Annotated in this window: 1 protein-coding gene and 2 pseudogenes; all 3 read right to left on the bottom strand. The window is 26.1% G+C overall.

What is annotated here, in order from left to right; all coding sequences use genetic code 11:
• Window positions 1–225 (bottom strand): annotated as a pseudogene (locus L8X40_RS08165) (hypothetical protein); the annotation flags it as partial.
• Between the two features lie 18 nt (window positions 226–243).
• Entirely contained in the window at window positions 244–3,981 is a 3,738-nt protein-coding gene (locus L8X40_RS08160) for a hypothetical protein (protein ID WP_263667659.1), read from the bottom strand.
• Window positions 3,982–4,042: 61 nt separating this feature from the next.
• Window positions 4,043–4,496: pseudogene (locus L8X40_RS08155) on the bottom strand (hypothetical protein); the annotation flags it as partial.

The raw sequence follows: 4,496 nt of genomic DNA, 5'->3' as shown, positions 1-4,496 counted from the left end.
CCCTGTGTAAAGATTAGGATCTAAATATCTAGGTTGATAGTCTTTGTAGGGGGAGTTTTGTTTGATATTGTGTGCTTCAAACAAAGCTTTAGAATATTCTTGGGTGTATTTGCCTGTAGGCTTAATATTTTCTGAAAAATATATTTTATTTGTCTTTTTATCCACCTCTACCCCTCTTCCATTAGGAGCATATATTATATAAACATCTTTATTATTATCACTCATTGTTTTTCCTTTCTTTAATTAACCTATACATAAACCATTTTTCATAATGATAGTAGTGGCTAGTCTGCCTATCATTTTTGGTGGTTTACCATTTTCTTTATTTTTATTCTCACTGATATATCTTTCATCATCAGAATTATTTCTATTCTTGATTTTTAATTCTTTTTCCTCTTTATCTTTTTTTACCCCCACATACAAAGCCTTAATATTATTTTGTCCTATGGTATCTAAAGCCCTTAAGAAATTTCTATGTTTTAAAGGATCAGGGGTGTTGTTTGTTGCTTTAGTGTTAAATACATCATTATCCATATCTTCTAAATAATCCATACATTGATGATAAGCATCTATAGGATTTAAAGAATTTTCGCTCAAACCATTATCACAGCTTCTTTTATACTCTTCATACAAAGCCCTTTTTGCTTCATCGTTATTAATAGCTTGTAGTTTTTGGTTGTATTTTTGTATGTTTTCTTTTTGAGTTTTACTAAGACAATCAGAGATTAAAAAATCTTCTTCATGTTTTAGTTTTAAAAGTCTTGGTTTTATAGCTAAATCATGTAAATAAGAATAGGTATTAAAAAAGTCTATATCTTCTATGGTTTTCAAATCACCAGTTTTTGATCTTAATTCATCTAAACATAAATACGCAAAAAGTTTGTTTAAAAGATAATTTCTTACCCTTTTTGCACCACCTACATCTTTATGATAAATAAATAAAGTTTCTTTCTCTCCTAAACCTCCTGTTTGTAGCTTTCCCCCTGTAAACATAGAAGTAAAATTAAAAGAAACAAAAGTATTATTAATAAACATAGGATAAGAGATGAATCCTTCTTGTGTATTTGTAGGTTTTTTCATTAAAACATAAGGAGGATTATATTTATGAGTAAAATTTAAAAATTGCAATCTTTCGTGTTCTTTTTTACTTTGTTCATATGTGCTAATCCATAATTGATTGATCAAATCTGTAATGATAGCTTGAGGTAAAGATATGAAAGATTCTTTGGCAATACTACGAATATTTTTTAAAGTAAAATTAAATTTATATTGAAAAATTTGTTTTTTGCTGATATTTGTTATATCTTTAAAACCATCATGATTTTTTAGCTTTTTAAAGCTTGGATCATCTGCTAGCATAATAGCTTCGTATTTGTTTTTATTTTTTTGCATATAGCAAAGTTCCAATAAGGCTATTTTATTTAATCTTTTAAGTCTTTTATTAAATTGTTCTTGATTTTGTATTTTAACCTTTTTCATTTGAATACTTGATTGAGTCATCAAAAACAATAAATAACTTATACCTATACTTTCATAAAAGGCTTTTTGTGTTTTAAGAGTTAAAAAATTAAGAATGGTTTTACTAAGCAATTTAGCAAATTTAAATTCATCTGCTCTTAAAAAATCTGCAAAAGGAAAGAATTTATCTATAAAAACATCCATCATAGCCACTATAGTTTTTTGCGGATTATAAGGAATTTTATTTATATTATTTTTTTCTATATCTTTTATCAATTCATCAAGTTCATCATCGATTTTCTTGTTTGATATTTTCTCTTTTTCAATCAATGCGTTTATTTGTTTTAGATTATACTCCACTGCTTCATCTTGGGTTTGATGATTTTCACTTTGAGGCTCTTTTAGGGAAGATAAAAACTGTCTATCTTCCTCATCACTAATTTCATGATCTTTTAATTGTTCTAAATAATCCACAAATTCTTCTATACAAAAAATTTCATTCTTTGCGAGTTTAACCTTTTGTTGTTTTGAAAAACATAGGGGAATTTTTTCTTCATTTATGTTTAAAAAGACATTTATAGGAAGCATATTAATACTTTCTTCCTCTTCTATTTGTATACTTTCATAATTTGAAAACAATTTCCACCAAGCTTGGAAATCAGTTTGAATGAAAGAATAAAAATGTTTTATCGTATAATAGGTTAAGGCAAGTAAAATCACATCTGTGATAGTAAATACACTTTTCTTTACAAAACTCTCTCCTTTGTATACCACACCTGTGTAAGTACCTATTTTAGGCTGTGCAATATGGGTGATACTATCTATATAAGTTCTTATGCATTCTATGCCTTCTTGAAAGTATTGCTTTTGTTTTTCTAAAAAAGTTTTTTTATTATTTGCTTGATAAAAAATAGATTGTAAATAATGATAATTATGTATTTTATTGATATTACTAGGAGTTTTTATAAAATTCATATATTGAAATATATTTTCTAGATTGTTATCTGTAATATCTTTAAATAACTCTTCTTTTTCTTTTACTGTATCTTCAAAGCTTTGATAGGTTTGATAATTTAAGCGAATAAAAGGACTTAAAGAAAGCACAAAGGCATCTTTTTCATTATCAATAATATTGATTTTATATTTACTATAATCTATCGTTGTATCGTAGTCTTTTGGAGTTTTGATTAAAATATCGTTTTGTGTTTCATCTTCTATGGTATCTGGATAAATGATAGTGTTTTCAAAAATTTCTTCTGTGAGCTTTTGGTGAAGTCCTGCATTATATTTTTGTGGGGCATTTGTAATGATGAGAAAATTTTTTGCATAATAAGATTCGTTTTTTTCACTCTTTAAATCTTTTATGATTTGAGCTAGTGCAATAGAGTTAAAATACGGACTTTCTATATAGCTTAGTCTGTTTTGATCAAGGGACATTTGTTTTTTAAGTGCCTCTTTAATAGAATATCTACTATGCAATATTAATTCTTCTTTGGGGTTTTGGGTGATGAGCTTTAAGAATTTTTTATTGTGAAAATCTTTAAAAATTTCTTCGTTTGATTGAAGATGAATTGCAAGATCTTGCTTATGATATGCTAATGATTGATTCTTTATTGTTCCAAAGCCTGAAAAATCAAAAAGAACTTTATCATCTATGATTAAAGTATAATGATCAATTTTGTTTTCAAAAAGAGTAAAAATATAACCAATATCACTTATGAGTAGTTTTATAATGGCATTATAAATAGCATAAGAATATTTATCTTCACCCCACTTTGAAATTTCTTTATAAGCTTTTAGCAACTCAAAAGCACTATCGCCAACAACTAACAATGGCTGTGTTTTTGTTAAAAAGCCTTTTAATTTAAAGATATTGACAATATTAAGAAAAATATTAATTATCGTTTTATATACAGGCTCATAACCTTCTGCATGAATATCTTTAATATTTTGTATTAATTCATTAAAGACAAGCTCTATTTGTTCATTTAGTTTATACTCGTTTAATTTTTGATATTCATCGAATGATTTTAGCTTTTGAAGTATAGGGATTTTTAATTTCTCATTAATGCAAATGATTAAAAAGTCAATATTTTTGTTCTCTTTTTCTAGTTTTTGCGTCATAGTTTCTGAAATAGTTTGATTTTCAGATTTTCCCAAGGCTTTTACAAAATCATCCAAAATGCTTGTCATATCACAAGATAAAGGAGTGATGGTAAAGTTTGAGGGATTATTGCTAAACTTATTAGAATCGGTAAATTTTTCATAAGAATAATCATAAATTTGAACTTTTTTTCCTTTATAAGCAGATATTTTAAGAGTATTATATAAGTATTTATCTAAACTATAATAACAATCTTTAGCAATATCATAATCTGTTAGTGCTAAATTCAGTATATTTTTTCTTGAAAAATTATTACAATATAAAACTATATTTTTAGCTTGTTTGCAATATTTATCTATCAAGTTTTTAAGATTGTTTTGATGATAAATATAGTGACAAGTAAATTCTTTATTTTTCATTATCTACCTTTAAGTAAATATCGACTTAAGATTTTTTATTTAAATAAAAATTTAAATAAAATCATCTATTAATTTTTCCAATCCACCTTATAATATTACCCTTATCATCAATTTCTACTTCTAGATCTTTGTATTTGTTGTAAAATTTAGGAGCTAAGATTTCTTGGAAGTATTTTGTGCCTTTGGGGGTTATTGCTACCCAGATATTATATTGTGACCAATATTGTGGTGTATCCCAAGAAACATCACCTAAAATAAAACTACATCCATTCTCATCTAATGTCTCGAGATCATCCAACTCTCTAATAAATCTTTCTTTATAAAAAAAATTATCTCTAAAATGTACCCAAGCTTGATATTTATCTTCTTTATAATAAGATAAGTTTGAGGGATAATCTATTTTATTTCTATCTTCATCACAATAAGATCCAAAATCTATATATCCTGCTAGAAAAAGCTGCCCCAAAACACTAATATATTCACTTATATAGGTAGGTTTGGGTGCATTTAAAGAA

It is taken from the genome of Campylobacter sp. CNRCH_2013_0855, assembly GCF_025773025.1.
Lineage (GTDB): Bacteria > Campylobacterota > Campylobacteria > Campylobacterales > Campylobacteraceae > Campylobacter_D > Campylobacter_D jejuni_C.
Note: the sequence above shows the minus strand (reverse complement) of the source record. Positions and strands in the feature narration are given on the sequence as shown.

Coding starts and splice junctions, on each gene's coding strand:
- L8X40_RS08160 (WP_263667659.1), bottom strand. CDS start 3,981: ATGAAAAATAAAGAATTTACTTGTCACTATATTTATCATCAAAACAAT.